Origin of the sequence: Streptomyces sp. NPDC018029 (assembly GCF_044327655.1) — a bacterium.
Taxonomy (GTDB): domain Bacteria; phylum Actinomycetota; class Actinomycetes; order Streptomycetales; family Streptomycetaceae; genus Streptomyces.
The window spans coordinates 84,167-99,390 of the sequence record NZ_JBIRFV010000011.1 but is presented as its reverse complement, the minus strand read 5'-3'; the positions used below and the strand labels follow the sequence as shown (position 1 = coordinate 99,390).

At 71.1% G+C, this 15,224-nt stretch carries 14 protein-coding genes; 10 read left to right on the top strand and 4 right to left on the bottom strand.

Features of this window, described 5'->3' with window-relative positions:
- Nucleotides 1-48: 48 nt before the first annotated feature.
- Nucleotides 49-687 carry an NADPH-dependent F420 reductase gene (locus ACH4D5_RS30485; protein ID WP_398308621.1) on the top strand — a complete coding sequence of 213 codons (639 nt, stop codon included), beginning with the start codon at nucleotides 49-51 and terminating at the stop codon, nucleotides 685-687.
- A gap of 38 nt (nucleotides 688-725) precedes the next feature.
- Here ACH4D5_RS30485 and ACH4D5_RS30480 read toward each other — a convergent pair whose 3' ends face one another.
- Nucleotides 726-1,409, bottom strand: coding sequence for a glycerophosphodiester phosphodiesterase (locus tag ACH4D5_RS30480; protein WP_398308619.1), 684 nt, complete (start codon nucleotides 1,407-1,409; stop codon nucleotides 726-728).
- A gap of 21 nt (nucleotides 1,410-1,430) precedes the next feature.
- Nucleotides 1,431-2,507 carry an adenosine deaminase gene (locus ACH4D5_RS30475; RefSeq protein ID WP_398308618.1) on the bottom strand — a complete coding sequence of 359 codons (1,077 nt, stop codon included), beginning with the start codon at nucleotides 2,505-2,507 and terminating at the stop codon, nucleotides 1,431-1,433.
- Between the two features lie 150 nt (nucleotides 2,508-2,657).
- Here ACH4D5_RS30475 and ACH4D5_RS30470 point away from each other — a divergent pair, with 150 nt between their 5' ends.
- Nucleotides 2,658-3,359, top strand: a complete 702-nt coding sequence (locus ACH4D5_RS30470; protein WP_398308616.1) for a DUF4190 domain-containing protein — start codon at nucleotides 2,658-2,660, stop codon at nucleotides 3,357-3,359.
- Nucleotides 3,360-3,733: 374 nt separating this feature from the next.
- Here ACH4D5_RS30470 and ACH4D5_RS30465 read toward each other — a convergent pair whose 3' ends face one another.
- Nucleotides 3,734-5,053 carry an aminotransferase class I/II-fold pyridoxal phosphate-dependent enzyme gene (locus tag ACH4D5_RS30465; RefSeq protein WP_398308614.1) on the bottom strand — a complete coding sequence of 440 codons (1,320 nt, stop codon included), beginning with the start codon at nucleotides 5,051-5,053 and terminating at the stop codon, nucleotides 3,734-3,736.
- A gap of 77 nt (nucleotides 5,054-5,130) precedes the next feature.
- Here ACH4D5_RS30465 and ACH4D5_RS30460 point away from each other — a divergent pair, with 77 nt between their 5' ends.
- Nucleotides 5,131-6,453, top strand: a complete 1,323-nt coding sequence (locus ACH4D5_RS30460; RefSeq protein WP_398308612.1) for an MFS transporter — start codon at nucleotides 5,131-5,133, stop codon at nucleotides 6,451-6,453.
- A 13-nt stretch (nucleotides 6,454-6,466) separates the two neighbouring features.
- On the opposite strand, the gene ACH4D5_RS30455 is transcribed toward ACH4D5_RS30460, so the two are convergent.
- Complete coding sequence (locus ACH4D5_RS30455; RefSeq protein WP_398308610.1) at nucleotides 6,467-7,024, bottom strand: NADAR family protein; 558 nt, start codon at nucleotides 7,022-7,024, stop codon at nucleotides 6,467-6,469.
- Between the two features lie 207 nt (nucleotides 7,025-7,231).
- Between ACH4D5_RS30455 and ACH4D5_RS30450 the strand changes: the two genes are divergently transcribed.
- From ACH4D5_RS30450 to ACH4D5_RS30420, 7 genes are all read left to right on the top strand, one after another.
- Nucleotides 7,232-8,734, top strand: a complete 1,503-nt coding sequence (locus ACH4D5_RS30450; protein ID WP_398308608.1) for a gamma-aminobutyraldehyde dehydrogenase — start codon at nucleotides 7,232-7,234, stop codon at nucleotides 8,732-8,734.
- A gap of 68 nt (nucleotides 8,735-8,802) precedes the next feature.
- Nucleotides 8,803-10,053, top strand: a complete 1,251-nt coding sequence (locus tag ACH4D5_RS30445) for a spermidine/putrescine ABC transporter substrate-binding protein (RefSeq protein ID WP_398308606.1) — start codon at nucleotides 8,803-8,805, stop codon at nucleotides 10,051-10,053.
- Between the two features lie 118 nt (nucleotides 10,054-10,171).
- Entirely contained in the window at nucleotides 10,172-11,332 is a 1,161-nt protein-coding gene (locus ACH4D5_RS30440; RefSeq protein WP_398308605.1) for an ABC transporter ATP-binding protein, read from the top strand.
- Nucleotides 11,329-12,264: an ABC transporter permease gene (locus ACH4D5_RS30435; protein WP_398308603.1), complete on the top strand. Its 936-nt coding sequence runs from the start codon at nucleotides 11,329-11,331 to the stop codon at nucleotides 12,262-12,264. Before ACH4D5_RS30440 ends, ACH4D5_RS30435 begins: the two co-directional genes overlap by 4 nt.
- The gene (locus tag ACH4D5_RS30430) at nucleotides 12,264-13,067 is read left to right on the top strand and encodes an ABC transporter permease (protein ID WP_398308601.1); all 804 of its coding nucleotides are present in this window, start codon (nucleotides 12,264-12,266) and stop codon (nucleotides 13,065-13,067) included. The genes ACH4D5_RS30435 and ACH4D5_RS30430 overlap by 1 nt, the downstream gene beginning before the upstream one ends.
- A 49-nt stretch (nucleotides 13,068-13,116) precedes the next feature.
- A complete protein-coding gene (locus tag ACH4D5_RS30425; RefSeq protein ID WP_398308599.1) occupies nucleotides 13,117-14,535 on the top strand; it encodes an NAD(P)/FAD-dependent oxidoreductase in 1,419 nt (472 codons plus the stop codon).
- Between the two features lie 206 nt (nucleotides 14,536-14,741).
- A complete protein-coding gene (locus ACH4D5_RS30420; protein ID WP_398308597.1) occupies nucleotides 14,742-15,221 on the top strand; it encodes a hypothetical protein in 480 nt (159 codons plus the stop codon).
- Nucleotides 15,222-15,224: the final 3 nt, after the last annotated feature.

Genomic DNA, 15,224 nt, shown 5'->3' with positions numbered 1-15,224 from the left:
TGTCGTCCTTGATTCCGGCGACCGAGCCGGACGACGAGGGGAAGCGGCATGCGGATCGGCATCATCGGCACGGGTGGCATGGCGGGCGCGCTCGGCACGCGGTGGGTGCGGGCGGGCCACGAGGTCATGGTCGGCGGGCGCGACGAGGGCGCGGCGGCCGCGCTCGCCGCCCGGATCGGTGCCGTGCGGCACGGCGCGATACGGGCGGCGGCGGAGTTCGGTGAGGCGGTGCTGTTCGCGCTGCCGTACGCGGCCGGGGTCCCGGTGGCGGCAGGGCTGGCAGCCGCCCTTCGGGGGCGGGTGCTGATCGACTGTTCCAATTCGGTGGGTCCCGGCTTCGCCCTTCTCACGGAGGCGGACGGCGGTCCCTCGGCGGCCCGCCGCCTCGCCGACGCGGCGCCGGGCGCGCACGTGGTCAAGGCGTTCAACCTCTGCCACGTGGACGTGTGGCGGATGGACCCGCCCGTGTTCGACGGGCGCCCGCTGGCGGTTCCGGTCTGCGGTGACGACGAGGGCGCGCAGGCGGTCGTACACGCGTTGGTGCGGGACCTCGGCTGCCGGCCGCTCGCCGCCGGCGGCCTCGAGCGGGCGGGGCTGCTGGAGGCGACGGCGGCGCTGGTGATCGGTCTCTGGGTGGGGGAGGGGGCGGACGCGCAGGCGATGTTGCCGCCCCTCCGGTCCGTCTGAGCCGAACCGGAGCCGGAGCAGGGCCTGGGCGGTGTGGCTCAGGCGGGGCCGCGCAGGGAGCGCAGGACGTCGATGCGGTTGGTGGTGATCGCGTCGACGCCCGCGTCGAGCAGGCGGCGCATCGAGCGGCGCGTGTCCGGCGTCCAGGCCGAGACGAGGAGACCCTGGCGGTGCACCTGGAACACCAGGTCGCGGTCGACCAGCGGGAAGCGGTAGTTGAGCCAGCGCGGCTTGACCGCGTCCAGCAGGACCGGGCGGGGCGGGGCCAGGGTCGTCCAGGTCAGCGCGATCTCCGCGGCGGGATCGGCCTCGCGCACGGCCAGCATCGTCTGCCCGCCCGCGCAGTAGTACACGCGCTCGGCCGCCCCGTGGTCCGCGACGACTCCGACGACCGCGCGCACGTCGTCGTACGTCGCACCCGGCAGGTCGATCATGAGCCGGTGCCCCTCCGTCGCCGCGAGGGCGGCTTCGAGCGTCGGCACGCCGCCTTCGGTGAGGCCGTGGACCTCGGCGGCGGAGAGGGCGGCGAGCGGGCGCTCGTACCCCCAGAGCCGCTTGAGCGTGTCGTCGTGCAGGAGCACGGGCACGCCGTCGCGGCTCAGGCGGACGTCGATCTCCACCGCGTCCGCGCCCCGTTCGATCGCGGAGCGCAGGGACGGGATCGTGTTCTCGCGGACGCGGTAGGGATCGCCTCGGTGGGCCACTGCAGTCACGGTGCGCATGGGCCCATTGTGGTCACGGGATCACGGCGCGAGCCACGTCTCCGTGTACGTGTCGATCTCGGCGGCGATCCTCGCCTTGCCCGCCGGGTCCAGGAAGGACGCCTCGACGGCGTTCTTCGCGAGGGCCGCGATGCCGCGCTCGTCGAGGTCGAGGAGGCGCGCGGCGACGGCGTACTCGGCGTTCAGGTCGGTGCCGAACATGGGCGGGTCGTCGGAATTGACCGTGACGATCACTCCGGCGTCCATGAACTGCTTGATCGGGTGCTCGTCGAGGGTGCGGACCGCGCGGGTCGCGATGTTCGAGGTCGGGCAGACCTCCAGCGGGATGCGGTGCTCGGCGAGGTGGGCGAGCAGCTTCGGGTCCTGCGCGGCGGTGGTGCCGTGGCCGATGCGCTCGGCCCGCAGGTGGGTGAGGGCGTCCCAGACGGTCTCGGGGCCCGTGGTCTCCCCGGCGTGCGGCACCGAGTGCAGGCCCGCCTCGATCGCCCGGTCGAAGTACGGCTTGAACTGCGGGCGCGGCACGCCGATCTCGGGCCCGCCGAGCCCGAAGGAGACCAGGCCCTCGGGGCGCAGCTTGTCGGTGACGGCCAGCCGGAGCGTCTCCTCGGCCGAGGCGAGCCCGGCCTCGCCGGGAATGTCGAAGCACCAGCGCAGCACGGTGCCGAACTCTCTCTCGGCGGCCTTGCGGGCGTCCTCGATGGCGTCCATGAAGGCGCGGTCGTCGATGCCGCGGCGGACGGAGGAGTACGGGGTGATGGTCAGCTCGGCGTACCGCACGTTCTGCCGCGCCATGTCGCGGGCCACCTCGTAGGTGAGGAGGCGCACGTCGTCCGCGGTGCGGATCAGGTCCACGACGGACAGATAGACCTGGATGAAGTGCGCGAAGTCCGTGAACGTGAAGTAGTCGGCGAGCGCCTCGGGGTCGGTCGGCACCGCGGAGTCGGGGTGCCGGGCGGCCAGCTCGGAGACGATGCGGGGGGAGGCCGAGCCGACATGGTGCACGTGCAGTTCCGCCTTGGGCAGTCCGGCGATGAAAGCGTGCGGGAACGCCCGCGGGTCGCCGGCTGTCGTTGGGGCTGCGGTCTGCTGCTCGGTCACGGTTTCCTCCCCAGGAACGGGTTTGATCGGCTGATCGGTGGGTCGGGGCTCATCGTAGGCGGCGGTCGGTGAGGGGGGTCGGGGCCGGTGGTCGGCCTGGGCAAAGCGAGGGCCGTAGCATGACGGAACGTACGAAAGAGGTGACCCGTCATGTCCGCGAAGTCCGAGGACGACGCCGTGCCCGGCGCGGGGGCGCCGGAGGCGCCGGGGGAGCGTGATCTGTGGGCGCCGCCGCCGGAGGACGCGGTGCCGCCGGAGCGGCCGGGGCCGCCGTCGCCGGTTCACGGTCAGTGGGCGGACGCCTCGGCGCCGGGAGCGGGTCCGCCGCCGTTTTCGCCTCCGCGGGCCGGAGGCCCTGGCCCCTTCGCGGCGCCCGGGGAGCCGGTGCCGCCGCCTCCGATCTCGCCGGACGGGCCGGGGCAGCAGCAGGGCTATCCGGGATACGTGGGGTACCCGGGTCAGCCCGGGCACCCTGGCCATCCCGGCTACCCGGGTCAGCCTGGCCACCCCGGCTACCCGGGTTACCCGGGCTATCCCGGCTACCCGGGCCGGCCGGGTGGTCAGGGTGGGCCTGGATACCCCGGATACGGCTGGCCCGCCATGCCGATGGCGCCCGCGAACGGCATGGGTGTGGCGGCGCTCGTCCTCGGGATCACCGCGGCTGCCGGCTTCTGCCTGTGGCCGCTGGCGATCGTCCTCGGCATCCTCGCGGTGATCTTCGGCGCGCTGGGGCGCGGGAAGGCGCGGCGCGGCGAGGCGACGAACGGGGGCCAGGCCCTCGCGGGAATCATCTGCGGGGCGGTGGGCAGCGCCTTGGGTGTGGCGCTGCTGGTGATCCTGCTCGTGGTGTAGGCCGGGTCGCTCGGGCTGGGGCGTGTGGCTCGTGCGGGTCGGTGGGGGTTGCTCGCGCAGTTCCCCGCGCCCCTAGGTAGGACTGCTGTCCCTTACCCGGGTGTGTGACCTCGGCTCGGTGGCCTTTGGGTCGTTCGTATTGTGCGGGTCGGTGGGGGTTGTTCGCGCAGTTCCCCGCGCCCCTGGGTAGGGCTGCTGTCCCTCACCCGGGTGTGTGACCTCGGCTCGGTGGCCTTTGGGGCGTGTGGCTCGTGCGGGTCGGTGGGGGTTGTTCGCGCAGTTCCCCGCGCCCCTGGGGAAGACCGCTGGCCCCCACCCGCATGCGTGACCTCGGCCCGGTCGCCCAGCCCCCTGGGTGCCCTCACCCCCGTCACTCATCCCCCATACGTCGCCTCCGACTCGTCGAGTACGGCGGCGAAGTCTGCGGCGAGGCGGGCCGCGTCCGGTGCCTCCAGTGCCGACGTGGTGATGCGCACGGCGGTGGGCGCGGCGATGCGGAAGCGTGCCCCTGCGGCCACCCACCACCCCCGCGAGCGCAGCCCGTTGACGACCGCGGACTCGTCCCGCACCGGCACCCATACGTTCAGCCCGCTCGCGCCCCGCGCCGCGACGCCGTGCCCCGCGAGCTCGCGGATCAGGGCTTCGCGCCGCTCCGTGTAGGCGCGCTCGGCCCGGCCCACCACCTCGCGCGCCGCGGGGTCGGTCATCGTCCGCTCGACCGTCTCCTGCAGTACGTGACTGACCCACCCCGAGGTGAGCAGCATCCGCCCCTCGTGCCGGGCCAGCGTGGTGGCGTCGCACGCGAGGGCCGCCCACCGCAGGTCGACGCTCAGGTGCTTGGAGACGGTGCGCACCTGCGCCCAGCGCGGGAGTCCGCCGGTCGCCAGGGAGTGCGGGGCCGCCCCCGCCACCTCGGCGTTGTGGTCGTCCTCGACGACGAGCACGTCCGGGTAGCCGTCGAGAACGGCGAGCAGTGCCTCGCGCCGCGCCGCCGTGAAGCGGCCGCCCATCGGGTTCTGCCCCCGCGGGCTGCACACCAGGGCCCGGGCGCCCGCCCGCAGTGCGCCGCGCAGCGCTTCCGGCCTGATGCCCTCGTCGTCCACGGCCACGGGTGTCATGCGAAGCCCCAACGCCGGTACGAGGTCGAGGAGATGGTGGAATCCGGGATCCTCCACGGCCACCGTGTCGCCCGGCTTCAGCTCCACCGAGAGGAGCCGGGCCATGCAGTCCAGCGCTCCGTGCGCGAAGGTCACCCGGCCGTCGGGCACCCCGTCCCGCGCGAACCACTCCCTGGCCACTTCCTCGAGCCCCGCGAGGCGCGGCGACGCGCGGTGCGAACCGCTGACCGGCTCCACCCGGGCAGGCGGCATCAGCACCGGCAGCAGGGACGAATCCGGATGTCCGCCCGCCAGGTCGCGCACCCCTCGCGGCGCCCTGGGCGGCCTGCGGGTCCCGACCGCCGGGGCCTGTGCCACGACGGTGCCGCCCCGGCCGCGTGTCACCACGATGCCGCGCTGCCGCAGTTCCTTGTAGGCCGTCGCCACCGTGCCGGCGCTGACCCCCAGCTCGTCGGCGAGCCTGCGCACCGGAGGCAGCGCGGCGCCCGGCGCCAACCCACCGTCGGCCACGGCCTGTTCGACCGACGCGGTAATGCCCTTGGCGGTCGAGCCACTGATCACATATTGTGCTGCCACAGAGGGAATTATGTACCGGTACAAAGTGCCGAGTCAAGCCGCAGTGAATCAAGTCAAGGTCGAGCCAAGGGGGATGAGTGAGCCTCAGCCGTCGACGGTCCGCGCTGTACGCACGCATACCAGGGGGTGCCGACGGCCGTCGCATGCTCTGGATCGCCCTGATCAACAAGGCGGGCACCGGCCTCTGGATGGGTGCGGCCGCTCTCTACTTCACTCTGGTCACCGGTCTTTCCGTCGCCGAGGTCGGCCTGCTCTTAGGTGTCTCGGGCGCCGTCGGCATCGCGGGCGCGCCGCTCGCGGGCCACCTCGCCGACCGCTTCCCGGTCACCCGCATCATCATCGGAGCCCAACTCCAGCAAGCCGTGGCGCTGTTGGCGCTGCTCACGACGGACAACTTCGCGCTGCTCCTGCTCTACTCGGCCGTCAACAGCCTCGCCGACCGCGGTGCCAACGTGCTCACCAAGCTGTACGCCGCCCGCATCGCGGGCCCGGAGCGCACCACGTACCAAGCCGTGCAGCGCACCGTCTCCAACGCGGGCTGGGCCCTCGGAGGCCTCGCCGGGGCGCTCGCTCTCGCCGTCGGCACCACGCACGCGTATCAGGCGCTCCTCATCGGCAACGTGGTCAGCTTCCTCGTCGCCGCCGCCCTCACGCTGCGCTGCGCCGAACCGCCTTCGCCGTCCCGCCTGGTCGCCGACTCCTCGGCGACCGCGCCGGCCGTCCCGCCGTCCAACCCCTGGCGCGACCGCTCCTATCTGCTCTTCACAGTGACCGAGGCGGCCCTCTTCCTCGACGACGCGGTGCTCCAGGTCGGCATCCCCCTGTGGATCGTCCACGCCACCGACGCCCCGCACGGTCTCGCGCCGCTCCTCATGGTGCTCAACTGCGTGCTGGTCGTCTGCTGCCAGGTCCCCCTGTCCCGGTTCGGCAGCACCCCGGAGCGGGCCCGCGCGCTGCTCGTCCCGCTGGCGGCCTGCTTCGTCGTCGGGTGTGCCGCCCTGACCGCCTCCACGCTCGGCGGCACGTGGCTCGCCGTCGCCGCCCTCACCCTCGCGGCGGTCGCCCTCACCTTCGCGGAGATCCTGCACGCCATCGCCTCGTGGGAGCTCTCGATCGCGCTCGCCCCCGACGACGCCCAGGGCGCCTACCTCGGGGTGCACGGCCTTTCCTCGTCGGCCCAGCGCAGCGGCGGACCGCTCCTGGTCACCGCCGTGATCGCGGCGGGCCCGCTCGCCTGGCCGGTCCTCGGCGCGGGGGTCATCGTGACGGTGGCGGCGCAGAGCCGTCTCGTACGGAAGCGGCTGATCCGGCAGAGCCCCGCGACGGACCGAGCCGCAACGGATCAAGCCGCAGCGGGCGATCCGGTGGCGGGCGACACTCCGGCGCCCCGGACCACCTGAGACGCCCCGCCGCTCAGAGCCGGGACCGCGCCTCCATCAGCGCGAAACCCAGCAGGTTGGGTCCCCGCCACTTCGTGGGGTCCTCCGCGCGCGGGTCGTCGGCCGCCAGGCCGATGCCCCAGACGCGGTCCAGGGGGCTCGCCTCGACCAGGACACGCTGACCTGTCCCGACGAGGAACTCCCGGAGCGCGGGGTCCGAGGCGAACTTGTGCGTGCTGCCCGCGACCACGATGCCGAACCGCTCGCGCGCCCATATCGCCTCGTCGAAGCCCCGCACGAGCCGCCCCGCCTTCTTCGCCTCGGCGGGTGTCCGGGCCGCGAGCGCCGCACGCTCCGCGTCCGCGTCGTCGAAGAGGCGGGCCTTGGCCGCCATCATCCAGTGCTCCGCCGTCGCGTACTCCACGCCGTCCACGGTGAAGGGCGAGGGCCACCACTGGCTGAGGCAGCTCGGGCCCAGCGAGCCGTCCCGGCGCGGGGTGTGGCCCCAGAAGTGCAGGTACTTCACCTTCTCGCCGGTGCGCACCGCGCCGGCCAGCGCTTCCGCCGAACGGACCGAGTCGATCTTCGTCATGCACGCGAGTCTGACACGCACCACTGACACTCCGTCCTTGGTTTTCCGGGCCGACTCGACACCTGGTCGACAGATTCCGTCGCGTAACCAAAAGGCAACAACGGAATCACTTGTTGGACTATCACTGCTCTGTCAGGATCGGCACTCAAATCGATCTGGAGCTACGCCGACCCCCGCGGGACGGGGAGGGCGGCGGAGGAGAGCGTCATGCACAACTTCCAGGCGCAGGACCACTTCGCGGACGGTGCGCAGTACATCGCCGGGCGGCTGACCAAGGGCACGTCGGGCCGGACGCACGCGGTCGTGGACCCCGCCACCGCCGACGAGGTCTACACGTACGAGCTCGCCGGAAGTGACGACGTGGACGCCGCCGTCACCGCGGCCGCCGAGGCGTTCCCCGGCTGGGCGGGTGCCACTCCGGGCGAGCGTTCGGACACCATGCACCGCTTCGCGGGCGTCCTGGCCGACCGCGCCGAGGAATTCGCGCATGCCGAGTCGTTGCAGTGCGGCAAGCCGATCAAGCTGAGCCGGGAGTTCGACGTCCCCGGGACCGTCGACAACACCTCCTTCTTCGCGGGCGCGGCCCGGCACCTCCAAGGCCAGTCGGCCGGCGAGTACACCGGCGACCACACCTCGTACGTACGCCGTGAGCCGATCGGTGTCGTCGGGTCCATCGCGCCCTGGAACTACCCGCTCCAGATGGCCGCCTGGAAGGTGCTCCCGGCGATCGCGGCGGGCAACACCATCGTCCTCAAGCCCGCCGAGCTCACCCCCTTCACCTCGCTCCTCTTCGCGCAGGCGGCGACGGAGGCCGGCATCCCCGACGGTGTCGTCAACATCGTCACGGGCGCGGGGAAGGACGCCGGCGAGCATCTCGTCGGACACCCCGACGTCGCCATGACCTCCTTCACCGGGTCCACCGGCGTCGGCAAGCGCGTCGCCGAGATCGCCACCGCCACCGTCAAGCGACTGCACCTTGAGCTCGGCGGAAAGGCACCCTTCGTGGTGTTCGACGACGCCGATCTCGACGCCGCCGTGCACGGCGCGGTCGCCGGCGCGCTCATCAACTCCGGGCAGGACTGCACGGCCGCCACGCGCGCGTACGTGCAGCGGCCGCTCTACGAAGCCTTCGTGCAGGGCGTCGCCGACCTCATGGAGAGCGTGCGGCTCGGCGATCCGTTCGACCCGAGCACCGACATGGGGCCGCTCATCTCGCACGTGCACCGCGACCGCGTCGCCGGGTTCGTCGACCGTGCCCGGTCCTACGCGCGCGTGGTCACCGGCGGGGAGGCGCTCCAGCACCCCGGAGCGTTCTACAAGCCCACGCTCATCGCCGACGCCGCACAGGACAGCGAGATCGTGCAGTCGGAGATCTTCGGGCCCGTGCTCGTCGTGCTCCCCTTCGACAGCGACGACGAGGGCATCCGGCTCGCCAACGACACCCCGTACGGCCTCGCCGCCTCCGCCTGGAGCCGCGACGTGTACCGCGCGGGCCGTGCGACCCGCGAGATCAAGGCCGGCTGCGTGTGGGTCAACGACCACATCCCGATTCTCAGCGAGATGCCGCACGGCGGATACAAGGCATCCGGCTACGGAAAGGACATGTCCGCGTACTCGTTCGAGGAATACACGCAAATCAAGCACGTCATGTTCGACAACACAGCGGTGGTCCGCAAGGACTGGCACCGCACGATCTTCGGGGACCGGTAGTCACGTCACCACTCGTCACAGGCCGTACGACCAGCGGCCGCCTTCCTCCCGAAAGGGCAACCACGCGCATGGAGCAGTACGAGCCCGACCCCTTCACCCCGGCCCAGCTGGCCGCCATGCAGCGCAGCCTCAGGAACGGCAGGGCCTCCCTGACCCGCCGTGGCGTGCTGCGCGCCGCCACGGGCGGCGCGCTCGCCGTCGGTGGACTCGGGGCGCTGAGCGCCTGCGGGATCCCGGCGGCGGGCAAGGGCCAGGGTGACGTCTCGTCCGAGGACCACTCGGCACAGGAGAAGAGGATCGCCTTCTCCAACTGGACCGAGTACATGGACGTCGACGAGAAGGACAAGAACCGGCGGCCCACCCTCAGTGCGTTCACGAAACGCACCGGGATCGAGGTCAAGTACACCGAGGACATCAACGACAACGTCGAGTTCTTCGGGAAGCTCAAACCTCAGCTCGCGGCGGGCCAGGAGACCGGGCGCGACCTCATCTGCGTCACCGACTGGCTGGCCGCCAGGCTCATCCGCTTCGGGTGGGTCCAGAAACTGGACCCGGCCAACCTGCCCCATGCGTACGCCAATCTGTCCGCCCAGTTCCGCAACCCCGACTGGGACCCGGGACGCGCCTACTCGTACCCCTGGACCGGCATCTCCACGGTCATCGCGTACAACAAGAAGGCGACCGGCGGGAAGAAGATCACCTCGGTGTCGCAGCTGCTCGACGACCCCAAGCTGAAGGGGCGCGTCGGGTTCCTCTCCGAGATGCGCGACACCGTCGGCATGACACTCCTCGACCTGGGCAAGGACCCCGGGGACTTCACCGACGACGACTTCGACGCGGCCATCGCCCGCCTCCAGAAGGCCGTCGACAAGAAGCAGATCCGCCGCTTCACCGGCAACGACTACACCTCGGACCTCGCCAAGGGCGACATGGCCGCGTGCCTCGGCTGGGCCGGCGACATCGTGCAGCTGCAGGCCGACAACCCGGACGTCGACTTCCACATCCCCGACCAGGGCTACATCACGTCCACGGACAATCTCCTCGTCCCGAACAAGGCACGGCACAAGAAGAACGCCGAGCGGCTCATCGACTACTACTACGAGCCCGAGCCCGCGGCCCGCCTCGCGGCGTACATCAACTACGTCTGCCCGGTCGACGGCGTGCGGGACGCGCTCGCGAAGATCGACAAGGACGCGGCGTCGAATCCGCTGATCATCCCCGACAAGGAGATGAAGGAGAAGTCGCGGGCCTTCCGGTCGCTCACGCCGAAGGAAGAGACCGCGTACGAACAGAAGTTCGCGAAGCTCACGGGGGCGTAGGCGGCTGCGCCGCGGCGTGGATTCGTCCGCGGCTCCGTCGTGGTTGCTCGCGCAGTTCCCCGCGCCCCTTGAAGGGGCGCCCTCCCCTGTTCCCCCCTCGACTTCCCCTGGACCCACCATGACAACTGCTACAGAACACGGCGGCGACGTTCGTCTGACCGGGATCAGCAAGACCTACGGCTCCTTCACCGCCGTGCATCCGCTCGACCTCACCGTGCCGCAGGGCTCCTTCTTCGCCCTGCTCGGCGCATCCGGCTGCGGCAAGACCACCACGCTCCGCATGATCGCGGGCCTGGAGGAGCCGAGCTCCGGCACGGTCCGCCTCGGCGACCAGGACGTCACGGCCCTGCCGCCGTACAAGCGGCCCGTGAACACCGTCTTCCAGTCGTACGCCCTCTTCCCGCACCTCGACATCTTCGAGAACGTCGCCTTCGGACTGCGCCGACGCGGCATCAAGTCGGTGAAGAACCAGGTCGGCGAGATGCTCGACCTGGTGCAGCTCGGCGAGCAGGCCCGCAAGAAGCCCCACCAGCTCTCCGGCGGCCAGCAGCAGCGCGTCGCCGTCGCCCGCGCGCTCATCAACCACCCCAAGGTGCTCCTCCTCGACGAGCCCCTCGGCGCCCTCGACCTCAAGCTGCGCCGCCAGATGCAGCTGGAGCTCAAGCGCATCCAGACCGAGGTCGGCATCACCTTCGTGCACGTCACGCACGACCAGGAGGAGGCCATGACCATGGCCGACACCGTCGCCGTGATGAACGGCGGCCGTGTCGAACAGCTCGGCGCCCCCGCCGACCTCTACGAGAACCCGCGGACCACGTTCGTCGCCAACTTCCTCGGCACCTCGAACTTCATCGTGGCGGATGTCGACGCCAGGAGCGGCGACGACCTCGTCGTCAAGGCGGGCGACTGCAAACTGACGCTGCCCGCCGCCCGATGTACCGGCCCCACCGCCACCGGCGGCAAGGTCCTGGTCGGCGTACGGCCCGAGAAGATCTCCCTCACGCACGCCGACGACGCGGGGCAGATCCCGGACGGACGCAACCGCATCACCGGACGCATCGCCGACAGCAGCTTCATCGGCGTATCGACGCAGTACGTCGTCCAGAGCCCGGTCTGCCCGTCCTTCGAGGTGTACGCGCAGAACATCGAGCGCGACAGCCGCCTCACCCCGGGCGCCGAGGTCGTCCTGCACTGGAACCCCGCGCACACCTTCGGCCTCGACGCCGCCCAGGACGCCGAAGCGGGCGTCGAGAAGGTCGAGGAGGACGCCTCCGCATGACGACCGTGACCGACGCACCACCGCCGAAGGCGCCCGCTCCACAGGAGCCACCCGCACGCGCACCGCGCAAGCGCGGCCGCCTCGTCCCCTACTGGCTGCTGCTCCCCGGCATCCTCTGGCTCGTCGTCTTCTTCGCGCTGCCGCTCGTCTACCAGGCGTCGACCTCCGTACAGACCGGGTCCCTCGAAGAGGGCTTCAAGGTCACCTGGCACTTCGCCACCTACTGGGACGCGCTCACCGACTACTGGCCGCAGTTCCTGCGCTCGGTGCTCTACGCCGGCGCCGCCACGATCCTGTGCCTGCTGCTCGGCTATCCGCTCGCCTACCTCATCGCGTTCCGCGCGGGCCGCTGGCGCAACATCATCCTCGTCCTGGTCATCGCGCCGTTCTTCACCAGCTTCCTCATCCGTACGCTGGCGTGGAAGACGATCCTCGCGGACGGCGGGCCCGTCGTCGGCGCCCTCAACTCCCTGCACGTCCTCGACGTCACCAGCTGGCTCGGCGTCACCGACGGCGACCGGGTCCTTGCCACGCCGCTCGCCGTGATCTGCGGACTCACGTACAACTTCCTGCCGTTCATGATCCTGCCGCTCTACACCTCGCTGGAGCGCATCGACGGCCGGCTGCACGAGGCCGCGGGCGACCTCTACGCCAAGCCGTCCACCACCTTCCGCAAGGTGACGTTCCCGCTCTCCATGCCGGGCGTCGTCTCCGGGACGCTGCTCACCTTCATCCCCGCGGCGGGCGACTACGTGAACGCGGACCTCCTCGGCTCCACCGACACCCGCATGGTCGGAAACGTCATCCAGACGCAGTTCCTGCGCATTCTGGACTATCCGACGGCCGCTGCTCTCTCCTTCATTCTCATGGCCGCCATCCTGTTCATGGTGACCTTCTACATCCGCAAGTCGGGGACGGAGGATCTCGTCTGATGGCCGCCTTCTTCCGCTGGCTCCGGCGCAATGTCGTCGTCATCGCGGGCCTGCTCACGCTCGCGTACCTGCTCCTTCCGAACATCGTCGTGACGGTGTTCTCCTTCAACAAGCCGAAGGGGCGCTTCAATTACTCCTGGCAGGAATTCTCGCTCGACGCGTGGAAGGACCCGTGCGGCGTCGCCGACATGTGCGGGTCGCTCTCACTGAGCCTGCAGATCGCCACCTGGGCGACGATCGGCGCGACCGTGCTCGGCACGATGATCGCCTTCGCGCTCGTGCGCTACCGGTTCCGCGCGCGCGGCGCCATCAACTCGCTGATCTTCCTGCCGATGGCGATGCCCGAGGTCGTCATGGCCGCCTCGCTGCTCACGCTCTTCCTCAACATGGGCGCGCAGCTCGGCTTCTGGACCGTCCTCATCGCCCACATCATGTTCTGCCTCAGCTTCGTGGTGACCGCCGTCAAGGCGCGCGTCATGTCCATGGACCCGCGCCTGGAACAGGCCGCGCAGGACCTTTACGCCGGACCCGTGCAGACCTTCCTAAGGGTCACGCTGCCCATCGCGGCACCGGGCATCGCGGCGGGCGCGCTGCTCGCCTTCGCGCTCTCCTTCGACGACTTCATCATCACGAATTTCAACGCGGGCTCGACTGTGACGTTCCCCATGTTCGTCTGGGGATCCGCACAGCGCGGCACGCCCGTTCAGATCAATGTGATCGGTACGGCGATGTTCCTCGTCGCCGTGCTCCTCGTGCTCGCCGGAATGCTGGTCGGCAAGCGCCGCAACAAGCAGTCCCGGTGATCCCCGGGATTTCTGAGCAGTTCCCGCAATTTCTGAAGGAGTGGAAATCATGGCCCCTGGCGCCATGACCCGTTTCACCAAGTCCCTCTCCGACGCCCGGCCGGTGTCCTTCTGGCTGGACGACCCCGGCAGGCCCGCCCCGGAGCCCGCCCTCACCGGCGACGACCGCTGCGACCTCCTCGTCGTCGGCGGCGGCTACAGCGGCCTGTGGACCGCGCTCATCGCCAAGGAGCGCGACCCGCGCCGCGACGTCGTCCTCGTCGAGGGCCGCGAGGCGGGCTGGGCCGCCTCCGGCCGCAACGGCGGCTTCTGCGCCGCCTCCCTCACGCACGGCATCGGCAACGGCCTGTCCCGCTGGCCCGGCGAGATCGCGAAGCTGGAGGAGCTCGGCGCCCGCAACCTCGACGAGATCGAGGCGGCCGTCAAGCGCTACTCCATCGACTGCGACTTCGAGCGCACCGGCGAGATCGACGTCGCCACCGAGCCGCACCAGCTGGCCGAACTCCGCGAAATGTACGACGAGATGGCCGAGCACGGCCTCGCCGGCGGCGCCGAACTGCTCGACGCGGACGCGCTGCGCGAACAGGTCGACTCGCCCACGTTCCTCGGCGGCCTCTGGGACCGCGACGGAGTCGCCATGCTGCACCCGGCGAAACTGGCGTGGGGCCTCAAGCGGGTCTGCCTGGAGAAGGGCGTCCGGATCTACGAGCACACGCCCGCCCTCGACCTGGCCTCCGCCGGCGCCGGCATGGCGATCCGCACGCCGTACGGCAGGGTCTTCGCCCGCCAGGTCGTGCTCGCCACGAACATCTTCCCCTCCCTGGTCAAGCGCCTGCGCCCGTACACCGTCCCGGTCTACGACTACGCGCTGATGACCGAGCCGCTGACCGACGACCAGCTGGCGTCGATCGGCTGGCGCAACCGCCAGGGCCTCGGCGACAGCGCCAACCAGTTCCACTACTTCCGGCTCTCCGCCGACAACCGCATCCTGTGGGGCGGCTACGACGCGATCTACCCGTTCGGCGGGAAGGTGCGGGCCGAGTACGACGACCGCCCCGAGACCTACGCGAAGCTCGCTGGGCACTTCTTCACCTGCTTCCCGCAGCTGGAGGGGGTGCGGTTCACGCACGCGTGGGGCGGCGCGATCGACACGTGCTCGCGCTTCTCGGCGTTCTTCGGCACGGCCCACAAGGGCCGCGTCGCGTACGCGGCGGGCTACACGGGTCTGGGTGTCGGGGCCACCCGGTTCGGCGCCGACGTCATGCTGGACCTGCTCGCCGGAGAGCGGACGGAGCGTACGGAACTGGAGATGGTCCGCACGAAGCCGCTGCCGTTCCCGCCGGAACCGTTCGCGTGGACCGGCGTCGCGCTGACCAAGTGGTCGCTCGCCAGGTCCGACGCCAATGGCGGCAAGCGGAACCTCTGGCTCAAGACGATGGACAAACTGGGCCTGGGCTTCGACAGCTGAGCCTTCGCCGACCGGCTGAGCCTGCGCCGACCGGCTGAGCCTCCGCCGACCGGCTGAGCGGGGCGTGATCAACCGGCGCACGCCCCGCCGTCCACCTGTGCCCCCTTCACCACCGACCGGTCCCGGGAACCCGCGTAATGCCCGGCCCCCGAACCCCTCTCACCTGTGACGCACACCGTTGTCCGCACAGGAGAGGAAGGTCCGGTATGACTAGCTCGGGTGGTTCAGGAGCGAAGTCGGCGGTCGAGTGGCTGGTGTCGGTGGCATCGAACCCGGAGGCCTGCCGCTTCGACTGGGAGCGCAACCCCCTCGGCGTCACACTCCTGCCCGCCGGGCGGCGCTGGGACGTGTTGATCCTGCCCGGCGGCCTCGGCCACCCCACACTCGACGTGCTGGCCCGCTGCGTCGACCGCCCCGGCCCCGTCCTCGCCGACTTCGGCGACGAACGCATGGGGTTCTTCGTGCCCGCGGGCACGGCCACCCGCTGGCTCGGCACGGGGGTGCGCGGCGCGGGCCGCGGCACCTGGATCGTCGTGCCCTACCCGGGGCGGGCCGCGGGCGGCGTCCGCTGGCTGGTCGCGCCGGACGGCTCCGGCACGCTGAACGATCCGGCGGTGCTCGAACTCGCGATGCACGAGGCGGCGGCGCGGCTGGCGCGGGGGGACGCGCAGGACGAGGACGCGTGACCG

Excerpts from the sequence above, each read along its gene's own strand:
- ACH4D5_RS30455 (WP_398308610.1), bottom strand. The coding sequence starts at position 7,024 with ATGACGAAGATCGACTCGGTCCGTTCGGCGGAAGCGCTGGCCGGCGCG.
- ACH4D5_RS30420 (WP_398308597.1), top strand. The coding sequence starts at position 14,742 with ATGACTAGCTCGGGTGGTTCAGGAGCGAAGTCGGCGGTCGAGTGGCTG.
- ACH4D5_RS30425 (WP_398308599.1), top strand. The coding sequence starts at position 13,117 with ATGGCCCCTGGCGCCATGACCCGTTTCACCAAGTCCCTCTCCGACGCC.
- ACH4D5_RS30440 (WP_398308605.1), top strand. The coding sequence starts at position 10,172 with ATGACAACTGCTACAGAACACGGCGGCGACGTTCGTCTGACCGGGATC.
- ACH4D5_RS30480 (WP_398308619.1), bottom strand. The coding sequence starts at position 1,409 with ATGCGCACCGTGACTGCAGTGGCCCACCGAGGCGATCCCTACCGCGTC.
- ACH4D5_RS30445 (WP_398308606.1), top strand. The coding sequence starts at position 8,803 with ATGGAGCAGTACGAGCCCGACCCCTTCACCCCGGCCCAGCTGGCCGCC.
- ACH4D5_RS30430 (WP_398308601.1), top strand. The coding sequence starts at position 12,264 with ATGGCCGCCTTCTTCCGCTGGCTCCGGCGCAATGTCGTCGTCATCGCG.
- ACH4D5_RS30435 (WP_398308603.1), top strand. The coding sequence starts at position 11,329 with ATGACGACCGTGACCGACGCACCACCGCCGAAGGCGCCCGCTCCACAG.
- ACH4D5_RS30470 (WP_398308616.1), top strand. The coding sequence starts at position 2,658 with ATGTCCGCGAAGTCCGAGGACGACGCCGTGCCCGGCGCGGGGGCGCCG.
- ACH4D5_RS30485 (WP_398308621.1), top strand. The coding sequence starts at position 49 with ATGCGGATCGGCATCATCGGCACGGGTGGCATGGCGGGCGCGCTCGGC.
- ACH4D5_RS30450 (WP_398308608.1), top strand. The coding sequence starts at position 7,232 with ATGCACAACTTCCAGGCGCAGGACCACTTCGCGGACGGTGCGCAGTAC.